20 protein-coding genes and 1 pseudogene are annotated in these 20,595 nt (G+C 63.2%); 11 read left to right on the forward strand and 10 right to left on the reverse strand.

The annotated features are described in order from the left end of the window. Positions 1-6 precede the first annotated feature (6 nt). Both fabA and MMAR10_RS15745 read right to left on the reverse strand, forming a co-directional pair. Complete coding sequence (fabA, locus tag MMAR10_RS15740) at positions 7-525, reverse strand: bifunctional 3-hydroxydecanoyl-ACP dehydratase/trans-2-decenoyl-ACP isomerase (protein ID WP_011644985.1); 519 nt, start codon at positions 523-525, stop codon at positions 7-9. Positions 526-614: 89 nt separating this feature from the next. Next, positions 615-1,181 (reverse strand): SH3 domain-containing protein, encoded by a 567-nt coding sequence (locus MMAR10_RS15745; protein WP_011644986.1) that lies wholly within the window; start codon positions 1,179-1,181, stop codon positions 615-617. Positions 1,182-1,263: 82 nt separating this feature from the next. Here MMAR10_RS15745 and MMAR10_RS17200 point away from each other — a divergent pair, with 82 nt between their 5' ends. The 5 genes from MMAR10_RS17200 to MMAR10_RS16550 all read left to right on the forward strand — a co-directional run bounded on the left by MMAR10_RS17200 (position 1,264) and on the right by MMAR10_RS16550 (position 7,156). Beyond that, positions 1,264-1,512 carry a hypothetical protein gene (locus tag MMAR10_RS17200; RefSeq protein WP_041637085.1) on the forward strand — a complete coding sequence of 83 codons (249 nt, stop codon included), beginning with the start codon at positions 1,264-1,266 and terminating at the stop codon, positions 1,510-1,512. Then, the gene (locus MMAR10_RS15755) at positions 1,513-2,406 is read left to right on the forward strand and encodes an MBL fold metallo-hydrolase (RefSeq protein ID WP_011644987.1); all 894 of its coding nucleotides are present in this window, start codon (positions 1,513-1,515) and stop codon (positions 2,404-2,406) included. It begins immediately after the preceding gene. Positions 2,407-2,493: 87 nt separating this feature from the next. Further along, positions 2,494-2,709, forward strand: a complete 216-nt coding sequence (locus MMAR10_RS15760) for a hypothetical protein (RefSeq protein WP_041637086.1) — start codon at positions 2,494-2,496, stop codon at positions 2,707-2,709. 92 nt (positions 2,710-2,801) lie between these two features. Then, positions 2,802-4,835: an alpha/beta fold hydrolase gene (locus MMAR10_RS16545; protein ID WP_049755777.1), complete on the forward strand. Its 2,034-nt coding sequence runs from the start codon at positions 2,802-2,804 to the stop codon at positions 4,833-4,835. Positions 4,836-4,888: 53 nt separating this feature from the next. After that, on the forward strand, positions 4,889-7,156 hold the full coding sequence (locus MMAR10_RS16550; protein ID WP_011644989.1) for an alpha/beta hydrolase family protein: 2,268 nt from the start codon (positions 4,889-4,891) through the stop codon (positions 7,154-7,156). Here the strand turns inward: MMAR10_RS16550 and MMAR10_RS15775 are convergent. After that, on the reverse strand, positions 7,153-7,896 hold the full coding sequence (locus MMAR10_RS15775; RefSeq protein ID WP_011644990.1) for a HesA/MoeB/ThiF family protein: 744 nt from the start codon (positions 7,894-7,896) through the stop codon (positions 7,153-7,155). The two genes, MMAR10_RS16550 and MMAR10_RS15775, sit on opposite strands and share 4 nt — an antisense overlap. 113 nt (positions 7,897-8,009) lie before the next feature. Here MMAR10_RS15775 and MMAR10_RS17260 point away from each other — a divergent pair, with 113 nt between their 5' ends. After that, complete coding sequence (locus MMAR10_RS17260) at positions 8,010-9,326, forward strand: ATP-dependent DNA helicase (protein WP_011644991.1); 1,317 nt, start codon at positions 8,010-8,012, stop codon at positions 9,324-9,326. 168 nt (positions 9,327-9,494) lie between these two features. Here MMAR10_RS17260 and cysK read toward each other — a convergent pair whose 3' ends face one another. The 5 genes and pseudogenes from cysK to ubiB form a co-directional block, all read right to left on the reverse strand. After that, a complete protein-coding gene (gene cysK / locus MMAR10_RS15785; RefSeq protein WP_011644992.1) occupies positions 9,495-10,445 on the reverse strand; it encodes a cysteine synthase A in 951 nt (316 codons plus the stop codon). Between the two features lie 74 nt (positions 10,446-10,519). Further along, a complete protein-coding gene (gene dut, locus MMAR10_RS15790; RefSeq protein ID WP_011644993.1) occupies positions 10,520-10,978 on the reverse strand; it encodes a dUTP diphosphatase in 459 nt (152 codons plus the stop codon). 65 nt (positions 10,979-11,043) lie between these two features. Then, positions 11,044-12,226: pseudogene (gene coaBC, locus MMAR10_RS17360) on the reverse strand (bifunctional phosphopantothenoylcysteine decarboxylase/phosphopantothenate--cysteine ligase CoaBC). Between the two features lie 396 nt (positions 12,227-12,622). Beyond that, positions 12,623-13,144 (reverse strand): protoglobin domain-containing protein, encoded by a 522-nt coding sequence (locus MMAR10_RS15800; protein WP_011644994.1) that lies wholly within the window; start codon positions 13,142-13,144, stop codon positions 12,623-12,625. Positions 13,145-13,216: 72 nt separating this feature from the next. Beyond that, positions 13,217-14,755, reverse strand: coding sequence for a 2-polyprenylphenol 6-hydroxylase (gene ubiB, locus MMAR10_RS15805; RefSeq protein WP_011644995.1), 1,539 nt, complete (start codon positions 14,753-14,755; stop codon positions 13,217-13,219). 127 nt (positions 14,756-14,882) lie between these two features. Between ubiB and MMAR10_RS15810 the strand changes: the two genes are divergently transcribed. Then, complete coding sequence (locus MMAR10_RS15810; protein WP_011644996.1) at positions 14,883-15,299, forward strand: hypothetical protein; 417 nt, start codon at positions 14,883-14,885, stop codon at positions 15,297-15,299. Here the strand turns inward: MMAR10_RS15810 and MMAR10_RS15815 are convergent, their stop codons facing one another. Both MMAR10_RS15815 and MMAR10_RS15820 read right to left on the reverse strand, forming a co-directional pair. Further along, a complete protein-coding gene (locus tag MMAR10_RS15815; protein WP_041638017.1) occupies positions 15,300-16,085 on the reverse strand; it encodes a class I SAM-dependent methyltransferase in 786 nt (261 codons plus the stop codon). Positions 16,086-16,162: 77 nt separating this feature from the next. Beyond that, positions 16,163-16,855, reverse strand: coding sequence for a fatty acid desaturase family protein (locus MMAR10_RS15820; protein WP_011644998.1), 693 nt, complete (start codon positions 16,853-16,855; stop codon positions 16,163-16,165). A gap of 99 nt (positions 16,856-16,954) precedes the next feature. On the opposite strand from MMAR10_RS15820, the gene mutM reads away from it, so the two are divergent. The 4 genes from mutM to rpsT all read left to right on the forward strand — a co-directional run bounded on the left by mutM (position 16,955) and on the right by rpsT (position 20,118). Then, positions 16,955-17,818, forward strand: a complete 864-nt coding sequence (gene mutM / locus MMAR10_RS15825) for a bifunctional DNA-formamidopyrimidine glycosylase/DNA-(apurinic or apyrimidinic site) lyase (protein WP_011644999.1) — start codon at positions 16,955-16,957, stop codon at positions 17,816-17,818. Between the two features lie 95 nt (positions 17,819-17,913). Further along, positions 17,914-18,846: a TraB/GumN family protein gene (locus tag MMAR10_RS15830; RefSeq protein WP_011645000.1), complete on the forward strand. Its 933-nt coding sequence runs from the start codon at positions 17,914-17,916 to the stop codon at positions 18,844-18,846. 119 nt (positions 18,847-18,965) lie between these two features. After that, positions 18,966-19,742 (forward strand): enoyl-CoA hydratase, encoded by a 777-nt coding sequence (locus tag MMAR10_RS15835; protein ID WP_011645001.1) that lies wholly within the window; start codon positions 18,966-18,968, stop codon positions 19,740-19,742. A 109-nt stretch (positions 19,743-19,851) separates the two neighbouring features. Next, positions 19,852-20,118 carry a 30S ribosomal protein S20 gene (rpsT, locus tag MMAR10_RS15840; protein WP_011645002.1) on the forward strand — a complete coding sequence of 89 codons (267 nt, stop codon included), beginning with the start codon at positions 19,852-19,854 and terminating at the stop codon, positions 20,116-20,118. Positions 20,119-20,595 lie beyond the last annotated feature (477 nt).

The raw sequence follows: 20,595 nt of genomic DNA on the forward strand, positions 1-20,595 counted from the left end.
CCTGGGTCAGGCCATTTCGCCGGGCTTGAACAGGCCCACGCGCAAATCCTTGGCAGTATATATGGTCTTGCCGTCGACTTCGACACGGCCATCGCCGATCGCCATGATCAGGCGGCGCTGGATGACGCGCTTGAGGTCGATGACATAGCGGACTTTCTTGCAGTCCGGTGTGATCTGGCCGGTGAATTTCACCTCGCCCACGCCCAGGGCGCGGCCCTTGCCGGGATTGCCCTTCCAGCACAGGAAGAAGCCGACCAGCTGCCACATGGCGTCGAGGCCGAGGCAGCCCGGCATCACCGGATCGCCCTTGAAGTGGCAGTCGAAGAACCAGAGGTCCGGCTTGATGTCGAGTTCGGCGACGATCTGGCCCTTGCCGTGTTCGCCGGTTTCGTCATCGATGTGGGTGATGCGATCCATCATCAGCATGGGCGGCGCGGGGAGCTGCGCGTTGTCGGGTCCCCACATCTTTCCATTGCTGGAGTCGATCAGGTCGTTGTAGCTGAAAGAGCTTTGGCGTTCAGTCATGTAGCCGATCAGTTGCGCCGCGTGTGAAGGCGCTTGGCGATCACCGGGCTGGTCACGAAAACCCAGCCTCTCACGATCAGCCGGGAAGATCAGGGCAGAGCGGTATCATGCGCGACCGACGTGCTCAAGGCGGGGTTGCGGTCCGTCTCGTCGTCGTTTCCGGTGTCCAGCTCCTGCGGATAGACGCCCCACAGCGTGTGGGGCCGCACCCAGCCACGAAATCCCTGGCCCTCGACGCGGCACCAGCCTGTCCGGCAGCGCTCAAGCGACAGGATCACGCCGGCTTCGGCGACCGCCTCGATGGGCGAGCTGTCGCTGTCGCGGGCATGCAGCGTGGTTTCTTCCAGCGTGTAGACCGAGCGGCGTCCGGACAGGATGGAGCGGTGCATCCAGGTGACCTCACCCTCCGGGTCGCGCACCCGGCGCCAGTCCGGGGTTTCGGCAATCACTTCCATGGGCAGTCCGGCGCGCAGATAGCGCCAGGCGATGGGATGCTGCGAGGACGGGCCGGAGCGGCCATTGGCGACGTCCACTTTCAGCGACACAAAGCGGGGAACCGCCTGGCCCGACGGCGTGGCCGTGTGTTCGGAGTCCTGGGTTGCGAAGGCTGACCCGGCAAATGTCAGGCAGAGGATGAGGGCAATAAGGCTTCGCATGGGACACTCCTTGAACATATCCCTCTGCCAAAACAGGGTGAACAGGCGGTAAATTCCGCACAGGCCGACGGGAGGACGACGCATGTCGAAGAGACGAAGAAGACCAGGCACCGGGATCGGTGTGGGCATTGCGATCGGCGTTGCGCTGGGGGTGGCTCTCGATCAGCTCGCCCTGGGTCTGGCGCTCGGCGTGGCCCTTGGCGCCGCGTTCGACTGGCGCCCCGGTGGCGGACAATCACCAGATGGTGAGGATGCAAATCCGAAAAACGTGCCTATATCAGACCCGGACGGGCTGGAAAGCGGGCCCGATGATATCTCGGGAGGGGATTAGATGAGCTTTCGTTTGGCAATCAGCACGGCGGCAGCCGTACTCGCGGCAGGTGGTATCGCTGTCGGCACCGCTGCGGCAGTCCAGCAGGACGTGACCGCGACATCCACCGACATGGGCGATGGCATTCACATGATCTCGACCGGCATTGCCGGCAATCTCGCCTTGCTGACCGGCGATGACGGTGTGGTGATGGTCGACGACCAGCTGCCCAATACCGGCTCGGTGATCGAAGGGGCTGTTGTCGAGATCGCCGGCGCCGGCGCGCCGCGCTTTATCGTCAACACCCACTGGCATGGTGATCATACCGGCGGCAATGCGCATTTCGCCCAACAGGGCTCGACCGTCGCCGCCCATCACAATATCCGCACCCGGATCGCCGATTCCGAGGCCGAGTGGACAGATGCCCCGGGGGCGCTGCCGATCTTGACCTTCGGGGATGATCTGACCTTCCACATGAATGGTCAGACGGTCGAGGCGGTCCATGTCCCGTCGGCCCATACGGATGGCGACGCCTTCGTCTATTTCCGCGAGGCCGACATCCTGCATATGGGTGACATCTTCTTCTCGGGCTGGTTCCCCTTCATCGATCTGGACTCTGGCGGCACGGTCGACGGCTATCTGGCCGGCATGGAGCGCGGCCTGGCCCTGGCAGGCGAAGACACCCGCATCATTCCCGGACATGGTCCGCTGTCGACACGGGTCGAGCTGCAGGCGTCGATCGACATGTTGCGTGAGGCGGCCTTCCGCGTCCGCACCCTGGTAGAGGGCGGCGCCGATCTCGAGGCCGTGCTGGCAGCACAGCCGCTGGCCGACTATGACGCCGAGTGGAGCTGGCGCTTCATCACCACGGAACGCATGGTCACCACGCTCTATAATGACGCGGTCGCCAACTGACGGGCCGCGTCTTGGCGGACTGTGATCTGACGAAGATTTAAAGCATCAATCAGCTTTCGGAGAGGTCATGTCGCCGACAATGGCGCCATGACCGCCTCCAAACCCCCGCGAGCGCCGCGAGAGCCCTCTTCGCTTCCGGCCCGCTTTCGCAAACAACTCGGCTTCGCGGCCGGCTTTGCCGTCGGCCTCGTATTGTGGCTGATTATCGCCCTGGTCACCGGCAGCGGGTTGCTCGGTATCCTGTTTGGCCTCGCGCCTGGACTTGCAATCGGTCTGGGCTTGCAACTGACCGCGCGGCGCTGACGCCGACCCGGTTGCAACTCTCCGGTCCTGACGCTTAAATTGGTGTCGGGGGTGGGTGCATGATTCCAAGATCGAGTGTTTTTCGAGCGGTAATGGCCGTGCTGCTTGGTGCGGCGGCCGTGTTTGCCACAATGGCCGGACCGGTCGAGGCCCAGCGCATTCCGTCCATGGGTGATGGCGCGATCGAGGACTTCCTGCGTCATGTCATCCGTCCGCCGCGCTATGAAAATGTGCGCCTGTCGCCCAGCGGGCGATATCTGCTCATGGTGGAGAAGCCGCTCCATAATGGCGGGGATGACACGATCCTGGTTTATGATCTCGACGGCGAAGGCGGTTCAGCCGGGCGTCGGGTCTCGGTGGGCAATCGGCGCATTGACTGGGTCGAGTGGGCCAATGACGACCGCTTCCTGATCGCGATCAGCGCCCGCAATGTCCGCGTCACCCTGCGCCGGGAGCGGGGCCGGTACCAGCTTGTCGCGTCACAATCGCGCGTCCTGACCATTGATCGGGACAGCCTGCAGCGGGTCTCTGTGCTGTTCGACGGGGAGGGGGAGAATTTCTGGAACCCGAACCGCTCGCCAATCACGGATTTCCTGCCCGATGATCCCGACCATATCCTCATGCCCAGCTATGAGCGCCGCAATTACAACCTCTACCGCGTCAATATCGAGACCGGTTCCGCCGAGCGTATCGAGCGTGGCAATGATGCGACCGTGGCCTGGTTCAGCGCCAATGGTGAGGCCGTCATGCGGGTGGACAGCTCAAGGCGTGGCGAGCACATGCGCTTCCACGCCCGAACGGGGCGGAACGGCCGCTGGCGACGGGTCAACACCGTCAGCACGCTGGACCTGTTCGATGCGCGGGCGAATTTCGAGTGGGCCGGGCCGTCTGACCGGCCGGGCGAGATCTATGTCCGGGCCAGGCCGGACGGGGCGGAGTTTTTTGGTATCTACCGGTATGACCTGGCCGAGGATGTGTTTCTCGAACCCGTCGCGCTGCGGGATGACTATGACATCGACTACGCGCTGATCGACGATGATACGGGTGCTTATTACGGCTATTCCTATGCGGGTGTGCGCCGGCATTTCGTCTTTGCTGACCCCGCATTCGCGGCGGGATATGCCGATATTCGTGCGCATTTTCCCGAGGATGTGATCGTCGAGCCGGTTTCGGTCGGTGGAGGGCGGATGGTGCTTTACACCAGCGGTGCCACCCAGCCGGGCGTCTACTACATGCATGATGCCGGGTCGGGGGTGACTGACGAGCTGGTGGCGGTGAACAGCGAATTGGTCGCTGACAGCCTGCAGCCCATGCAGGCCATCACCTATGCAGCGCGGGACGGCACAGAGATTTCCGGCTTCCTGACCGAGCCACGCACTGGCAGCGTTTCGACGACGCCGTTGATTGTGATGCCGCATGGCGGCCCCGAGGCCCGGGACGAACAGGGTTTTGACCCGGTGGTCCAGTATCTCGCGGCACAAGGTTATACCGTCTTCCAGCCCAATTACCGCGGTTCGTCCGGCTTTGGCCGGACATTCGCCGAGGTCGGGTACCGGCAATGGGGCCGGCTGATGCAGGACGATATCTCAGACGGTGTCGCCTGGCTGGCAGAAACCGGCCGGGCCGACCCTGGCCAGGTCTGCATTGTCGGCTTCAGCTATGGCGGCTACGCGGCATTGATGGGCGCCATTTTGACGCCGGAGCTCTACCAGTGCGCCTTCGCCGGAGCGCCTGTTGCCGATGTCGAGGCGTTTCTCGAGTTCAAGGAAGATGCGGGCGACGAAGTCCATGACTACTGGGTTGAATTGTTGGGACACCCCCGTCGTGACCGCGATTTCATCCGTGAAACCTCGCCGGTGCGCCTCGCCGACCGGATGCAGCGGCCACTCTACCTTTTCCACGGCGCCGCCGATCAGATTGTGCCGGTCGAACAGTCCCGTGCCATGGCCGGGGTGCTTGAAGAGGCGGGGGCTGATTTCGTCTATGAAGAAGTGCCGAACCTGACCCATCATTGGGGCCAGGGTCAGGACTTCATCATCACCATGCGCAATCTGGCCGAGTTTCTGGACGATGCGATGGACGGCCGGATCGACAGCTTCGATCCGACCGAGGAAAAAGACGAGTAGGGGCGGGACGAGCTCCCTTTTACGGCTTGGCTCGATACCTTGCGGAGATATGTATGAGCGCGTTTTCAGTCTTCTGGCGCTATGGTCGTCAATTGCTGGCTGCGTCATTCGTCATTGTGGCGAGTGGGCAGGCCGGAGCCATCCAGAACCGTCCGCTGACCATCAATGATCTGGCCCAGCCGCCATCGATCAGAACAATCCAGATGTCGCCGGATGGCCGACAGGTGGCCTATCTGCAGCGAACCAACGATTTTCACGCTCTGGCCCGGGCCACGGGCGCTGCGCATCGCGAGGACCCGGATAATCTGCATCACCGCTTGTTGCTGGTTGATCTGTCTGGCCTTGCCGAGGCGCCGCCGCGTGAGATTGATCTGGGGACCGACATCCCGGTCGGCGTCAGCTGGGTCGGGCCGGATCGGCTGATTGTCGGCGCGATTGCCACGTCCGAGGACAATGGGCACATGCCTCCGCAGCGGCGGTCAAGGGTGCCCTATTACCGTTTCTATTGGCGCCTGGTTTCGATCGACATCGCGACCGGTCAGCGCGACGTCCTGTTCGGTGATGACGAGGCTTGGGAAATGCGGGCCGCTGACAATTTCGCGGAAGTCGTCCACCCGCTGCCCGGTGAACCCGATCATATCCTTGTCGCAGCGCACCGCAATTCCAACTTCGACCTCTGGCGCCTCGATCTTGCGACCGGTGATGAGGAGCGGGTCGAGCGGGGCGGTTCGAACACGGTGCAATGGGCTGCCAATGAACAGGGCCGCGCGATGTTCCGGCTCGACGTGGACGTCGATGATGATCGCGCCCGCATCTATCGGCGCCGCTCGGGATCGGACCGGTGGAGCCGGGACGAGACGCTCTCGCTGGATGAGTTCGTAGACTATATCCACCGCGCCAATCGTTCGATCTGGGCGGCCAACACGGATGATGACAACACTGTGCTGGTGGCGGTGCGGCCCGAGGGTGCGGAGCGTCGCGGCGTCTATGAATTTGACCTTGAGGCGGACGAGATTGGCGAACAGGTCTGGGAGCACCCAACCTATGATCTGGCGACCGTGCTTCGGGACGAGCTGTCCGACCGCATGATCGCGGCCACCTATCTGGATGACCGCGTCCGGACCCATTTCTTCGACCGGCGCCTCAACGCTCACTTCCAGGCCCTGACCGCCTATTTCGAGGCCGACGCGGTCGTCTACCCGTTGGATGTGACGGCCAATGCCCTGTTACTGTTTGTGACCGGCCCGCAGGAACCGGGAAGCTATTACGCTTACACGCTTGATACCTCGGAAGTCCGACCGCTTGCCGCGGTCAATCCAGCCTTGCTGGGGACACGCCTGAGCCGGGTTACGAGCGAGCGCGTGACGACGCGGGACGGGCTGGTCATCGATGTCTTCGTCACCCATCCCGCCGGCACGGCGCCGGGTGCGGCCTTACCGACTGTGGTCATGCCGCATGGTGGACCGGAATCCCGGGACAGTTTCGGTTTCGACCCGATTGCCCAATACTTTGCCGCCGAAGGCTGGCGGGTGCTGCAACCCAATTTCCGTGGTTCCGAAGGGTATGGGCGCAGCTTTGCGAGCGCGGCACATGGCGAATGGAGCCGGGCCGTCCAGAACGACATTACCGACACGCTGGACTGGGCCATCAATTCTGGCCTCACAGTCCGCGACCGGGTCTGCATCGCCGGCTTTTCCTATGGCGGTTATGCGGCGCTGGCCGGCGCCTTTGCAACGCCCGACGCCTATCGTTGCGTGGTCAGTGTTGCCGGCATTACCGACCCGGAAGCCTTTATCGACTGGTCCCGCGAAAACCGGCCCGATGCGGTTGAGTACTGGACCCGGCAGATCGGCGATCCGGTGAGTGACAGCGACACGGTTCGCGCGATGTCGCCGGTTCACCAGATCGATCGCATGCGGGCACCCATCCTGCTGCTGCATGGCAATGAGGACGACGTCGTTCCCATGTCCCAGACCAGCATGATGAGCGATGCGCTGGAAGCGGCCGGGTATGATTATCGCGTCCGTATCATTCGCGGCGCCGGACACAATTTCGAAACACCGCTCGGTCTTGGCCGCACGCTGGCGCTGATGGAGGCCTTCATGGGCGAGTATCTCGACGAGGTGCAGCCCGATGACCGCGATTCATGGCAGACCCTGACCGAGGCGGTGCGTATCAATCTGCCGGAATTCCGTCGCCTGACAGGCATGCCGGATCCGGACGCTGACGCCCCGAATGGCCTGCGAGACTTGTTGGGCGCGACGACCAGCGAAACCGATGAGCGTGAAACCTTGCAGCCCCCGCCCCCACCGCAAGACTAGCCGCCACAGGTCGGACAGGCCGGGTCTTTGTCCAGCGTGACGGTCCGGCTGTCCATCGACAGGCCGTCGAACAGCTTGATGCGGCCGTCCAGGGTCTGGCCGGCGCCGCAGATATGCTTGATCGCTTCCAGCGCCATCATCGAGCCGACAATTCCAGTCAGGGCACCGACCACGCCGACCTGTTCGCAGGTTTCGACGTCCGGCGGGGTTTCCGGCACCCAGCAGCGATAGCAGGGCGCGTCGGGGCGGGCGTTGAACAGGGAGACCTGTCCGTCCCAGCGACCGACGGCACCGGAGATCAGGGGCTTGCCGCCCGCCAGGCACGCGGCGTTGACCGCGAAGCGGGTTTCGTAATTGTCGCAACCGTCCAGCACCAGGTCGGCCTTGCCGATCAGGCGCTTGGCGTTCTCGTCGTCGAGCGCCTTGACGATGGCCCGGACGCGGCTGCCCGGATTGAGGGCGCGCAATTCGCGGGCACCGGTCTTGGCCTTGGCCGAGCCGATATGGCGGGTGCGGAAAATGATCTGGCGCTGCAGATTGTCGACGGTCACCGTATCGGCGTCGATCAGGCTGATCGTTCCGACACCGGCCGCCGCCAGATAGAGCGCTGCCGGCGCACCGAGACCACCTGCGCCAACTATGGCGACATGCGCACGGGCCAGGGCCTGCTGGCCGGGACCGCCAATTTCCTTGAGCACAAGGTGGCGGGCGAAGCGGTCGATATCGATTTCGGATGTCATGCGCCATAGGTGCCGGGATTGCGCCCGCGCTTCAAGGGGGAAACCCGGTCACCGGCGACAGTGAATGCGCTTTGCGGGCTTGTTCCGGGCGCGAACAGGGGCAATCTGGCGTCATGTCTGTTCCCGCCAACCCGACCCTGCCCGCTCCGGCCTTGTCAGAGCATCAGGAACGCCTGCTCAACTGGCTGGCGAGCGCCCGGCCGAATGTCTTCCTGACCGGGCGCGCCGGAACGGGCAAGACAACGCTGATGCGCGAATTCCTGCGCCGGGCCGGGCCGCGCGCGGCGGTGATCGCACCGACCGGCGTCGCGGCAATGCAGGCGGGTGGCCAGACCATCCACTCCTTCTTCCATTTCCCGCCACGCATGATCGGCGCCCGCGATATCCGCAAGGTCCGCCATCGCCGCGTTGTGCAGGCACTGGAAACCCTGGTCATCGACGAGATCTCGATGGTTCGCGCCGACATGATGTGGGCGATCGACAAGTCCCTGCGCCTCAATCGCGAGCGCAATGAGCCTTTCGGCGGGGTCCAGATCGTGCTGGTCGGTGATCTCGCGCAATTGCCGCCTGTGATCCAGGGCGCCGAGGCCGAATATCTGGAATCGACCTATGGCGGCCCCTTCTTCTTTCATCCGGACAGTTTCCGTGATGCCGGCTTTTCCTATGTCGAGCTGGAGCAGGTCTTCCGACAGACCGACAGCTATTTCGTCGATATCCTCAACGCCATCCGCGATGGCGATCTGACGTCGGACAAGGCCGCGGACCTCAATGACCGGGTCACGGGGCGTTCCGGTCTCGAGGCCTCGCTCTCCCATATCGTCCTGACCGCCACCAATGAGACCGCCTGGCGCATCAACCAGGCCCGCTTGGAAGGCCTGCCGACCGGCCACAAGGCTTTTGAAGCCAAGGTCGAAGGCCAGTTCGACCAGCGCCTCTTCCCGGCCGAGGAACCCCTGGTGCTCAAGATCGGCGCCCGCGTCATGCTGACCCGCAACGACCCGCAGGGGCGCTGGGTCAATGGCACGCTGGGGCAGGTGGAGGGCTTTGACGAGAAAGCTGTGCGTGTGCGCATTGGCGAGACGGTCCATGCCGTCGAGGCCCAGAAATGGGAGCGCAATGCCTATGCCTTCGATCCGGAAAAACAGGCCCTGACCAAGACCACTGCCGGCGCTTTCACGCAATTCCCGCTGCGCCTTGCCTGGGCGATGACCATCCACAAGGCCCAGGGCCTGACGCTGGACAAGGTCTATCTCGACCTGGCCCGCCGCCTCTTCGCCCACGGCCAGGCCTATGTCGCCCTGTCACGGGCGCGCTCGCTGGAGGGGCTTGAACTCTCCCGCCCGCTGGCGCCGAGCGATGTCATCTCCGATCCGCGGATTTTTGACGTGACGGCGTTTTGTGATCCGGCACCGGCGAGTGTGAGTGCTTAGGGCTTCTGCGCCGACACCAGAACTCCATTTTTCCCGGCCGGAGCCCCGCGAAGGCGGGGCGCAGAGCCGGGACCAACCGCAACACCTTGTTGGCAAGGATGAGCTGAACGTCGGTCCCGGATCGCGCTGGGCGCGTCCGGGAAAAATGGAGTGTGGAAAAGCCGCTCCCTAGTCCTCAAACAGCGCCGTCGACAGATAGCGCTCGGCAAAGCTCGCCAGGATCACCACGATCGTCTTGCCCGCCATGTCATCGCGTTTGGCGACCTCGAGGGCAGCTTTCAGCGCGGCGCCGGAAGAGATGCCGCCGGGCACGCCTTCCAGCTTCGCCGCTTCGCGCGCCATGGCAAAGGCATCGTCATTGGAGACGGTGACGACTTCATCGATCAGGTCGGTGTCGAGAATGTCCGGCACGAAACCGGCGCCGATGCCCTGGATCTTGTGCGGGCCGGGCGCGCCGCCGGAGAGGATGGGGCTGTCGGTCGGCTCGACGGCGACGACGTGGAAGCCGGGCTTTTTCTCTTTCAGCACCGAGGCGCAACCGGTCAGCGTGCCGCCCGTGCCGACCCCGGAAATCAGCACATCGGCCTCGCCGGCCGTGTCATTCCAGATCTCCAGCGCGGTGGTCTTGCGGTGGATTTCCGGATTGGCCGGATTGGCGAACTGGCTCGGCATCACGGCGCCAGGTGTCTCGTCGATGATTTCCTGGGCACGTGCGATGGCGCCTTTCATGCCCTTGGCGGCTTCGGTCAGGACGAGTTCGGCGCCCAGGTGCTTGAGGAGTTTGCGGCGCTCGATCGACATGCTTTCCGGCATGGTCAGGATCAGGCGGTGGCCGCGCGCGGCGGCGACGAAAGCGAGGCCAATCCCGGTATTGCCGGAGGTCGGCTCGACCATGACGGCGCCTTCGCCAAGCTTGCCGGCGGCTTCCAGCGCATCGATCATGGCGACGCCAATCCGGTCTTTCACCGACGCGAGCGGGTTGAAGAATTCCAGCTTGGCCAGGATGCGGGCCTTGGCGCCATGCGCGTCGGCGAGCTTTTTCAGCTCGACCAGCGGCGTATTGCCCACCGTGTCTGCGATGGAGGCATAGATGCGGCCGCGGCCGGGGGTGTCGGTCATGTCAAATCTCCGTTTGCGGCCAATGTAGGGAGGCGGCGGCCAAGTGCCAGTGACGAATGTGTCAGTCGAACCGGCTATTTCGTGCCCGTCGAGCCGAAACCGCCCGTCCCGCGGGTCGTTTCGTCCAGCGTGTCGGCAATCTCCCAGACGGCCTGGGTGACCGGGGCGATGATCATCTGGGCGATGCGGTCGCCGCGATTGACGACGAAATTGGCCTGGCCGTGATTGATCAGATTGACCCGGATCTCGCCGCGATAGTCCGCATCTACCGTTCCAGGCGTGTTGACGCAGGAAATCCCGTGCTTGGCGGCAAGGCCCGAGCGCGGTCGGACCTGGGCTTCAAATCCAGCGGGAAGCGCAATGGCGATCCCGACCGGGATTAACCGCCATTCGCCCGGCGGGATGGAGACGGGCTCGTCGGCAGGCACGGCAGCGCGCAAGTCCATGCCGGCCGATTGCGGTGTTTCATAGGCCGGGAGGGCCAGGCCCTCATAATGATCGAGCGGTTTGATCTTCACGGGCACGGTCGACATGGCGGCATCCTGGCTGGCGAGTGATGGGGTGCATCAAAGCCAAGCCCGCCTGATTTGGCCAGAGGCTAGAGCGCCGATGCGATCCGTGCGGCCAGCAGACCAGCGATCTTCGACTTCTCCGCCCGCTCCCAGGCTTCACTGCCCGTCCCGGTGACCAGCAGGACGGCATTCTCGGCTCCGCCCATGACATCTCCGGAGACATCATTGGCGACGATCCAGTCGCAGCCCTTGCGCTTGCGCTTGGCGATGGCGAGCGCTTCGACGTCATGGGTCTCGGCGGCAAAACCGATCACCAGGCCGGGGCGGCCTGTCCCCATTTGTGAGACGGTCTTGAGAATGTCCGGATTCTCGACCAGCGGCAGGCTGGAGAAGCTGGCCTTGTCGAGCTTGAGCTTGCGGTCAGACGGATCAGCCGGGCGCCAGTCGGCGACGGCGGCCACGGCGATGAAGACATCGGCTGGCAGGGCAGTCTCGACTGCCGCGAGCATGTCGCGGGCCGTTTCGATATGGACGGTCTCGACACCGTCCGGGTCAGGCAGCGCGGTCGGGCCGGCGACGAGCGTCACCCGCGCGCCTAGCGCCGCGCAGGCCGCCGCGATGGCGTATCCCTGCTTGCCGGAAGAATGGTTGGAGATGAAGCGGACCGGGTCGATCGGTTCACGCGTCGGTCCGGCGGTGACCAGGACGTGGTGACCCTTCAGCGTGTCAGGCATTCAACAGGCTCGCGGCGGCGTCGGCGATTTCATCCGGTTCGGCCAGGCGGCCCGGGCCAAATTCGCCGCAGGCCATATCGCCCTCATCCGGTCCGACGAAATGCACGCCGTCGCCCTTGAGTGTCGCCAGATTGCGCTGGGTCGCGGGATGTTCCCACATCCGCACATTCATCGCCGGCGCCATCAGGACCGGCTTGTCGGTCGCCAGCAGCGTGGTCGAGGCGAGATCATTGGCCAGACCGGTCGCGGCCTTTGCCATCAGGTCGGCGGTGGCCGGTGCCACAACGACGAGATCAGCCGAACGCGACAGCTCGATATGACCCATCTCGGCTTCGTCGGTCAGGTTGAACAGCTCGCCATAGACCTTGTCGCCGGACAGGGCGGAGACAGAGAGCGGTGTGACGAATTCGCTGCCGGCACGGGTCAGGATGCAGCGACTGGCAATGCCGCGCTTTTTCAGCGTCCGGATCAGCTCCAGCGCCTTGTAGGCCGCGATGCCGCCGCCAATGATCAGGAGTATGGACTTGTCGGCCATGTGACGCCTCCGCTGATGGTCCCGTACAGGTAAACCGTCAGCGGGGATTTCCCAAGGGCTTCAGGGGGTGAGGGTCAGTTCAGTCGGAGAAATGGGGGCACCCACCAGTGTTAGGCACTGATTAAGCGGGGCAGCCACAGTTAGCGCCCTTCAATGACCCCGCGCCACCGGCGCAAACCCCACCATAAACCGCTTGCCGAGAGATCGCCGTATCCGGTTCTTCAGGTCAAGGGCGCTGCAAGCGCCGCTCCGCGGTTTCACCCTTGAGCTGAAGAACCGGATACGGCCTGCTGGCTGACAAGCGATTTATGGATCGGCCTGCGCGCGGCGCTCAGATCACCCCGGGCCCGGCCGGTGACCGCACGGAGCTCTCACTCAGCCCGGCTGCCCCGCAGCTCAATCAACCAGGTGGCGGATTTTCTGGGCGTCGGAAGACAGCGCGGCGCGCTTGTCCATGATGTGGCGATAGAAAGCGCCCATCGACAGCTCGATGTCGTAATGGGTGATCCGCGACAGGGCCGTGATGTCGTCAGTCTTGAAGCTGCGTCGGTCGGCCATGGCCAGCTCGACGATGCGGGCAAACATGTTGGAATAGGCGGCGGTGTAGACATGCGCCGGGAATTCCAGCTTGGCATGGCGTTCGCCCATGCCTTCGGTGGCTTCGTAATAGTGCTCGTCGAAGCGGGCCGAGAACAGCTCGTCACAATGGGCCAGCATGCCGGCCCGCAAATAGGTGATGTTGTCGGTAATCTCGAAATAGTGAGCCACATCCGGATTGCCGATCAGGTGGTCGAAGACGGTTTCGAGGGCCGTTTCGGCGTATTTCATCAGGCGCGACTTGAGGTGCTGGACCCGGTCAATCACATCCTCGTCAATGCGAAAAAACTCGCGCTGAAGGCTGCGTGCCTCGTCATTCATGATAAAATCCCTTGCCATGACAGGCATAAGGGCAGGCCTTTCTTTCTAATTTGTGTAAATCGGACTGAAATTTTAGCCAAATGCCAGTGTGATGGCAGCACCCGCCGCTGCGGCGGCGGAAAGCCAGGCCAGTCGCAGAAACCAGGGTCGAAGACGCGGGCCGCCCCCCAGTGACAGCTTGCCGGCTTTCAGCTGGGCGCCAACCTCGGCCCAGTCATCAACCGCATCCGGCAGTTTGCGCAGGGCGTCGTGCAGACGGGTCAGGTCTTCGCCGAGATCGCGGATGCGACCCTCCGGGCCCAGTTCCCGCTTCATCCAGGCTTCGACGATGGGCGCGGCTGCGCCCCACATGTCATGCTGGGGATCGAGTTGCCGCGACACGCCCTCACACTGGACCATGGTCTTTTGCAGCATCACGAGTTCGGGCCGCAGACGCATCTCGAACAGCGCTGTGATCTCGAACAATTGCATCAGGACACGCGACATCGGGACCTGGTCGGCGGTCTTGCCGAAAATCGGTTCACCGACAGCGCGCAGGGCGCTGGCGAAGTCCTCGACTGAATGTCTTGCCGGAACATAACCAGCGGCGAAATGGGCGCGGGCTGCGGCCATGTAGTCGCGGGTGAGGAAGCCATGCAGAATCAGGGCGAGGAAGCGCCGTTCGCTGCGCCCGATCCGGCCCATAATGCCGAAATCCACCGCCCAGACGGTATCGTCCGTGCGAGCGAAGAGATTGCCGCCATGCATATCGGCGTGAAAGACACCGCGATCGAGGGCCGTTGACAGGAAAGCGCGTGTCAGCCGCGTAGCCAGGGCCGCCCGGTCAATACCGCTCGCGGCAATCGCATCGATGTCGGACAGGGCAATACCGTCGATCCATTGGGTGGTCAGCACCCGACGGGTCGAGCGAGCCCAGTCCACCGTCGGGATATGATAACCCTCGGCGACCATGGCGGCTTCAGCCAGTTCTGAGGCGGCCGCGGCCTCGAGGCGCAGATCGGTCTCCAGCGTCAGTGAACGCGAGACGGTTTCAACAAACTTCCTCGGCTCCAGTCGGCGGCTGGCGGGCGACAAGCGTTCAGCCAGGGCCGCACCGAGTGACAGGGTGCGGATATCCCGCGCAATGCGGTCTTCGATGTCCGGGCGCAGGATCTTGACCGCAACCACGGCCCCGTCTGGTGTCACCGCTTTGTGAACCTGGGCGATTGACGCGGCGGCCACAGGCGGGCCGAATTCGCTGAAGACCTGGTCGACCGGTTGGCCCAGCTCGTCAGCCAGGATCTCGCGCGCCTCAGAATCCCCGAACGCCGGCATGCGGTCCTGCAGGCGCGACAGGCCGCGCGCGAACCGCTCGCCGACGACATCGCTGCGGGTGGCCAGGATCTGGCCGAACTTGACGTAGGACGGGCCCAGCTTCTCCAGCGCGCGGGCCAGCCTCTCACCCGGATTCTCTGCCAGATCGCGACGACGGAAAATGCGCATGACACTTCCCAGCCAGCGGGCAGGTGCCGGATACAGCGACTGGTACTCCGCTGGCAGGATCGCGTCGTGCCGGGCCAGGGTCAGCGCGGCGCGTGTCAGGCGGACGAAAGAGGCGAGAGTGGAAAACATGTTAGCGGTTTAGAGGTCTGGGCCTGAATTGGCGAGAGGGCCATGACGTCGCAGCTGGCGCGAGCCTGCGGTTGCCGACCGCGTAACTTGGTTTACGTTGTCAGAGTCGATCAAATTCGGAGCGGGAATGAAGCACGAGCTGGAAGTGGATGCCGAGAACCAATGGATTCTCGTGCGCTTTCGCGGCGAGATTGCCGAAGGGGACGCGCTGGCACTGATGCAGCGGGCTGTGCAAATGCCCGGTTGGACACCAGCGTGTGACCGTATCGTTGTCTATGAGGATGATTCCGATCTGAATCAGCTTGATGTCGCGTCTTTTGAACGGCTCAGTGCAGGCTTGGCCGAATTCATCCGCGCCCATTATGGCGATACGCCAAGCCGGTCGGCCCAGGTCTGCAATGACGTCATGAAAAGGGTTTTGCTGGAATTCTGGGTCAATCTGACCGAGGACGGGTATCCGGCAAAGTTACAGCTCTTCGATACAGTTCAGGAGGCGAAAGCCTGGTTGCTTCGCGAACGCAAGGACCGGGACGGACGCGACTGATCAGGCCCAACCGACATGCAGGGCGGCGATGCCGCCGGAGAAATTCGTGTAACTGACCCGGCGGAAGCCGGCGGCCCGTAATTCGTCGGCGAAATCATCCTGATTGGGGAAGCGCCGGATCGATTCCACCAGATATTGATAGCTCTCGCGGTCCTTGGCGACGTAGTGACCGAGTTCCGGCATGACGTTGAAGGACCAGGCGTCATAGGCTTTTTCCCAGGCGCGACTGGTCGGCCGGGTGAATTCCAGACACAGGAAACGCCCGCCGGGTTTCAACACGCGGCGCATCTCCTTCAGCGCAGCGGCGCGGTCGGTGACATTGCGGATGCCGGTCGAAATGGTCACGCAGTGCGCGGTGCGATCGGGAAGGGGCAGGCATTCGGCATTGCCGGTGACCCAGTCGATCCGGCCGTCCTCATGGGGCTTTAAACCGCGCTTCACGCCGGCGCGTAACATCTGCTCATTGATGTCGAGCACGATGGCCGTGGCCTTGCGGTCATCACCGCGGCGCGCTGCGACAGCGTCGGCCTTGGCCAGGAAGCTGCGCGCCAGGTCGCCGGTCCCGCCAGCGACATCAATATGAACCTCGCCCGGCTGCGGATTGGCACGTGTCATCACCATGTCTTTCCAGACCCGGTGGATGCCCAGCGACATCAGGTCATTCATCAGGTCATAGCGGCGCGCTGAACGGTCAAAGACACCGCGTACCAGCGAGGCCTTGTCGTCGCGCGCCACATCGGCAAAGCCGAAGGAAACAGTGTCAGTATCGGTCTGGGTCGTGCTCATGCCCGGCAACATAGACCCGGACCGCCCGACCGGAAAGCGGCGCGGGCGGTCCTTGGTGTCGCATGTGCGCTGCCGGATCAGGCCAGCGCGAGGCGGGACAATGGCGCCAATAGAAGGCGCCGCACCTGCCAGGCCCCGGCGGCGACGAAACGGCGGACCCGGGACATGATGCGCCGGCCGCGCGCGAGCGGACCTATCCCCATGATCTCATCGCGCGGCTTGCGGCGGGCGAGCCCCTCGACGACGCCCTCCACCAGTCGGAAGACGCGCAGCCGGTCAAGCACCGGGTTGAGTAGATTGGTGACCGTGCAATAGCGGGTGTTGTGGGCGTAGGTGTGGTGCTGCCAGTGTTCCTTCGGGCTGAGCAGCACGCCGCTGGCCTGCAGCCAGCGGACGATCATAGGGCGCTTGCGTTTTGGCTTGTGGCTCCAGACATGGATTTCGCTGGCGAACACGCCGGTCGCCAAGGCGCTGAGGGTGAAGGCGTTGATCAGCCCGGTGGCCGCGAACACGACGAGGAAAGCCGCGCTCAGGGCCAGGTTCGGGCCATTGCGCGACCAGAAGCTGGCGCGGGTGCAATCAAGTGGTTGGGCGTGATGATTGATGGTGGGCCAATAGACGTGCCGGCCGAGTATGGGGGTCTTCGGATCGCCATAGGTATCGATATACCAGTGAACGATCCCGCTCATCAGATCAGCGAAAAGGATGCCCAGACCGATCTGGCCCGCAATCATGGCGGCTGACAGGATGATATCCATGTGATCAAACATGAGGCCTTGTCTCCGTTATTCCCAAAAGGCGAGCGAAGATGAGCCAAGAAATGGGGCGAAAATGTAACCGCCTGAATGTAAAGATGATTCACACGCCAAATGCCTGAATTGCCTGAAGTAGAGACGGTTCGCCGGGGCCTGGTGCCGGCATTGGAGGGGCGGCGCATTCTCGCCGTGGACGTCAATCGTCCCAATTTGCGCTACCCGTTTCCGGAGCGATTTGCAGCGCGGCTGGCCGGCCGTCGGGTCGAGGCAATCGACAGGCGGGCCAAATATCTTCTGTTCCGGCTCGACAGCGGCGAAACGATGATCGGGCATCTGGGCATGTCCGGGCGGTTCTCGATCGAGGTTGAGGGTGAGGTGGCCCAGCCCGGTGATTTCGTCCATGCCGCCCCCGCGAACCCCAAGCATGATCATGTCGTGTTCCGGGCCGAGGGTGGCGTGGTGGTCCGGTATAATGACCCGCGCCGTTTCGGTTACATGGAGCTGTTCCCGACCGCCGATGAGGCGTCCCACAAGACGCTGGGCGCGCTCGGACCCGAGCCGCACGGCAATGAGTTCTCGGGTGCCTATCTTGGTGAGGTGCTGGCCGGGCGCCGGACCCCGATCAAGACCGCCCTGCTCGACCAGTCGATCGTGGCGGGCCTGGGCAATATCTATGTGTGCGAGGCTCTGCATCGATCCGGCATCAGTCCGCGCCGCGTATCCGCCAGCATTCCCGGTGCCCGTGCCGAGCGTCTGGCCCGGGACGTGCGCGATGTCATTGTCGAGGCCATCGAGGCCGGAGGCTCTTCGCTCAAGGACTTCGCCTCGACCGACGGCGCGCTTGGTTATTTCCAGCATGGCTTCCGTGTGTATGACCGGCTGGGAGCGCCCTGCCCGACACCGGGCTGCGTCGGCGAAATCCAGCGGCTTGTGCAGTCGGGTCGCTCGACCTGGTTCTGCAGCAGCTGTCAGCGATGATGGTGCGTGGGACAGCACACAGGATCAGTCCCGCTTGGCGTGCACCGCGATTGTCGTAAGTTTCAGCCAGATTTCAGCTATCGAGAGGCTTCAAGATGTTCACCTTCACAAGCATGCGGCGGACTGTTTCCGCACTTTCCGGCGCGGCCCTGTTGGCCGGTGGCGCCCTGTTGTCGTCCACAGCCTCTGCCCAGCAGACCGATTTTTCCTCGGTCGAGGCCGACCCGGCCATCTGGCACCTGTCTGACACGGATTCCGACGTCTATATTTTCGGCACATTCCACATCCTGCCACCCAGCCTCGACTGGCGCAGTGAAGAGCTGCGCGCCCTGATCGCCAGTACCGACATGCTTGTTCTCGAGGCTGACGTCCATTCGCCCGAGAGTCAGGCGGCCATGCAGCCGCTGGTGATGCAATACGGTCTCAACCCGTCCGGTGTGACGCTCTCGTCCCTGCTGTCGGATTCGGCCAATGCCTCACTCGCCGAGATCGCACCCACGGTCGGTTTCGCGCCGGCGATGCTGGAGCCGATGCGGCCTTGGCTGGCCCAGATCGCCCTGGCAGTCGGCCAGATGCAGGCGTTGGGGCTGGACCCCAATGCCGGGGTTGAGATGGTCTTGCTCGGCATGGTCGAGGGCCGGGAGATGCGGATGGGCTATTTCGAGACGGCTGAGCAACAGCTCGGTTTCCTCGCCGGCATGCCGGACGACGTACAGGCGCGCGCCTTCGAGCAAGGTCTGGAAGACATGGCTGAGCTGCCGACGATGCTGGACACCCTGGTGACGGCCTGGGCGGTCGGCGACATGGAAACGATCGATTCCGAAATCAATGCCAGCATGCGTGAAGACGCGCCGGAGGCCTATCAGGTCATGATCGTGCAGCGGAATGAGAACTGGATTCCGCAAATTGCCGAGATCATGGACGGCGAAGGTACGGTCTTTATCGCAGTGGGCGCGGCCCATTTGCCAGGCGAGAATGGTGTTATCGAGCTGCTGCGCGAGCAGGGCTATGAGGTCAGCCGCCAGTAGCGCCAAATGGTCCGGGTGACTCAAACGGGTCACCCGGTATCGACGCTCGCTCGCGTCTGCGTTATAGCGGCGCGGCTTTTCCCGCGCGGGATATCCGCGCCGTCAGATGGAGCGCCGAAATGGGCTACAAGACGATCCAGTACAAAACCGAGGGCCGGGTTGGCGTGATCACGCTGAACCGCCCCGAGGCGCTGAATGCTCTGTGCGATGAGCTGACCACAGAACTCGCGGCTGCTCTGGCGGCCTGTGAGGCCGATGACGGTATCGGCTGCGTGGTGCTCACCGGCTCCAAGAAGGCCTTCGCGGCCGGGGCTGATATCAAGGAGCTCCAGTCGCGCGACATGGTCGGCCTCTACAACAAGGATCCGTTCGCGGAGACCTGGGAGGCCGTGGCGCGTTTCCGCAAGCCGATCATTGCCGGCGTGTCCGGCTATGCGCTGGGCGGCGGCTGCGAGATTGCGATGATGTGTGATTTCATCATCGCTTCGGAATCCGCCAAATTCGGTCAGCCAGAGATCAATCTGGGCGTCATGCCGGGCGCTGGTGGTACCCAGCGGCTGCCTCGGGCCATCGGCAAGGCCAAGGCCATGGACATGTGTCTGACGGGACGCATGATGGACGCCGAAGAAGCCGAACGCGCCGGACTGGTGTCGCGCGTCGTGCCGGCTGATGATTTCATGGACGTCGTCATGGAAGCGGCCGAAAGCATTGCCGCCAAGTCACTGCCGGTGGCGATGATGACCAAGGAGACGGTCAACCGGTCCTTCGAGATCGGCCTGACTGAAGGCGTCCGTTTCGAACGCCGTGTGTTCATGTCACAATTCGCGCTTGAGGATCAGAAAGAGGGCATGGCTGCCTTCGCCGAAAAACGGGCTGCTCATTTCAAGCATCGCTAGGTGGCGAGACGCAGTGGGCGGTTGACGCCCCGCCCGCAAGGGCCTATACGCCGCCGCTCACGGATTTAGCCGGGAAGTCTGTCCCGGGCGCATAAAGAGGTTTACATCCATGGCCAACACCAACTCGGCCAAGAAAATGGTCCGCAAGATCGCTCGCCGGACGGCCGTCAACAAGGCTCGTCGTTCGCGCGTCCGTACTTTCGTCAAGAAAGTCGAAATGGCGATCACGTCTGGCGACCAGGCTGCAGCCAAGACCGCTCTGGTTGAAGCTGAGTCCGAGCTGATGCGCGCTGTCGGCAAGGGCGTCTACCACAAGAATACCGGCTCGCGGAAAGTCTCCCGCCTGTCGGCTCGTGTGAAGTCGATGTCGGCCTGATCCGACCCGCTTCACACTGAAGACTGAATATACGCCCGGGGCACACGCCTCGGGCGTATTTCTTTGCCCGCATGCTGCAGCTGCACGCAAGCGGGGCTCGCAACTGCGGCATAAGTGTATTCGAATAATTTATCTGGGTACGGAGGGGTTGCCAAACGCGTGCCCTGTCGTTCCAGACCCCCAAAACGGTCGTCAGCTGGTTCATGAAAACGACCACTTGCTCTGATGAAAATCTGTCACAAAGGCCAAGCTTCGATCCGATCACGGATTTCTCGTGTCAAGCGAAGAAAGTCGAATTTTGGAAGCTGAATCATGTTGACCGTGACCGACCCGGGAGTAACCTTTGGGCTTCTGAGGGCGACAATTCCCATGCGGAAAAAATTCCGAAAGCGGCACGGCTGGGTGGTGTGCTGTGGGTGGGCAAATATTGTCTAAATTACAAACACATAGCTCTCGCATTTGCGTGAGAAAAACAAA

Origin of the sequence: Maricaulis maris MCS10 (assembly GCF_000014745.1) — a bacterium.
Taxonomy (GTDB): Bacteria; Pseudomonadota; Alphaproteobacteria; order Caulobacterales; family Maricaulaceae; genus Maricaulis; species Maricaulis maris_A.

Excerpts from the sequence above, each read along its gene's own strand:
- MMAR10_RS15815 (WP_041638017.1), bottom strand. The coding sequence starts at position 16,085 with ATGAGCACGACCCAGACCGATACTGACACTGTTTCCTTCGGCTTTGCC.
- MMAR10_RS15810 (WP_011644996.1), top strand. The coding sequence starts at position 14,883 with ATGAAGCACGAGCTGGAAGTGGATGCCGAGAACCAATGGATTCTCGTG.
- MMAR10_RS16550 (WP_011644989.1), top strand. The coding sequence starts at position 4,889 with ATGAGCGCGTTTTCAGTCTTCTGGCGCTATGGTCGTCAATTGCTGGCT.
- mutM (WP_011644999.1), top strand. The coding sequence starts at position 16,955 with ATGCCTGAATTGCCTGAAGTAGAGACGGTTCGCCGGGGCCTGGTGCCG.
- MMAR10_RS15830 (WP_011645000.1), top strand. The coding sequence starts at position 17,914 with ATGTTCACCTTCACAAGCATGCGGCGGACTGTTTCCGCACTTTCCGGC.
- dut (WP_011644993.1), bottom strand. The coding sequence starts at position 10,978 with ATGTCGACCGTGCCCGTGAAGATCAAACCGCTCGATCATTATGAGGGC.
- MMAR10_RS15745 (WP_011644986.1), bottom strand. The coding sequence starts at position 1,181 with ATGCGAAGCCTTATTGCCCTCATCCTCTGCCTGACATTTGCCGGGTCA.
- MMAR10_RS16545 (WP_049755777.1), top strand. The coding sequence starts at position 2,802 with ATGGCCGTGCTGCTTGGTGCGGCGGCCGTGTTTGCCACAATGGCCGGA.
- MMAR10_RS17260 (WP_011644991.1), top strand. The coding sequence starts at position 8,010 with ATGTCTGTTCCCGCCAACCCGACCCTGCCCGCTCCGGCCTTGTCAGAG.
- MMAR10_RS17200 (WP_041637085.1), top strand. The coding sequence starts at position 1,264 with ATGTCGAAGAGACGAAGAAGACCAGGCACCGGGATCGGTGTGGGCATT.
- MMAR10_RS15800 (WP_011644994.1), bottom strand. The coding sequence starts at position 13,144 with ATGAATGACGAGGCACGCAGCCTTCAGCGCGAGTTTTTTCGCATTGAC.
- rpsT (WP_011645002.1), top strand. The coding sequence starts at position 19,852 with ATGGCCAACACCAACTCGGCCAAGAAAATGGTCCGCAAGATCGCTCGC.
- MMAR10_RS15820 (WP_011644998.1), bottom strand. The coding sequence starts at position 16,855 with ATGTTTGATCACATGGATATCATCCTGTCAGCCGCCATGATTGCGGGC.
- MMAR10_RS15835 (WP_011645001.1), top strand. The coding sequence starts at position 18,966 with ATGGGCTACAAGACGATCCAGTACAAAACCGAGGGCCGGGTTGGCGTG.
- ubiB (WP_011644995.1), bottom strand. The coding sequence starts at position 14,755 with ATGTTTTCCACTCTCGCCTCTTTCGTCCGCCTGACACGCGCCGCGCTG.
- fabA (WP_011644985.1), bottom strand. The coding sequence starts at position 525 with ATGACTGAACGCCAAAGCTCTTTCAGCTACAACGACCTGATCGACTCC.
- MMAR10_RS15755 (WP_011644987.1), top strand. The coding sequence starts at position 1,513 with ATGAGCTTTCGTTTGGCAATCAGCACGGCGGCAGCCGTACTCGCGGCA.
- MMAR10_RS15760 (WP_041637086.1), top strand. The coding sequence starts at position 2,494 with ATGACCGCCTCCAAACCCCCGCGAGCGCCGCGAGAGCCCTCTTCGCTT.
- MMAR10_RS15775 (WP_011644990.1), bottom strand. The coding sequence starts at position 7,896 with ATGACATCCGAAATCGATATCGACCGCTTCGCCCGCCACCTTGTGCTC.
- cysK (WP_011644992.1), bottom strand. The coding sequence starts at position 10,445 with ATGACCGACACCCCCGGCCGCGGCCGCATCTATGCCTCCATCGCAGAC.